The organism is Terrabacter terrae (genome assembly GCF_039529575.1).
In the GTDB taxonomy this organism is placed as follows: Bacteria; Actinomycetota; Actinomycetes; order Actinomycetales; family Dermatophilaceae; genus Terrabacter; species Terrabacter terrae.
In genome coordinates this window covers 1-559 of sequence record NZ_BAAANB010000074.1, presented here as the reverse complement: position 1 = coordinate 559, position 559 = coordinate 1, and the positions used below count along the sequence as shown (strand labels likewise).

Sequence of the window (559 nt, the reverse complement as noted above, 5' to 3'; positions counted from 1 at the left end):
TCGGCAGCGGGCGCGCGGACGACGCCGTACGCGACGACGCGAGAGGGCTTCTCGCGCAAGGGCGCTCGGCCATCCTCACCTACGGCCCCGACGGGGAGCGTCGCGGCGAGGGGATGCGCGTCTTCGTCGCCGCCCACGCCCCCAAGCCGCGGATGCTCGTCTTCGGCGCCATCGACTTCGCCGCCGCGGTCGCGCGCGTGGGCAGCTTCCTGGGCTACCACGTGACGGTGTGCGACGCCCGGCCCGTCTTCGCCACGAAGACCCGCTTCCCCGGCGCTGACGAGGTCGTCGTCAGGTGGCCGCACGACTACCTCCAGGGCGAGGTCGACGCCGGCCGCATCGACAGCCGCACGGTGCTGGCCGTGCTGACCCACGACCCGAAGTTCGACGTGCCGCTGCTCGAGGTGGCGCTGCGACTGCCCGAGGTCGCCTACATCGGCGCCATGGGCTCGCGCCGCACGCACGAGGACCGGCTCGCCCGGCTCCGCGAGGCCGGCCTCGCCGAGGACGAGCTGGCCCGGATGAGCTCGCCGATCGGGCTCGACCTCGGCGCCCGCAC

1 protein-coding gene is annotated in these 559 nt (G+C 74.6%); it reads left to right on the top strand.

Annotated features, from left to right (window positions below):
* The coding region (locus ABD194_RS19200) for an XdhC family protein (protein WP_343994466.1) at positions 1 to 559 on the top strand (559 nt) is incomplete at both ends.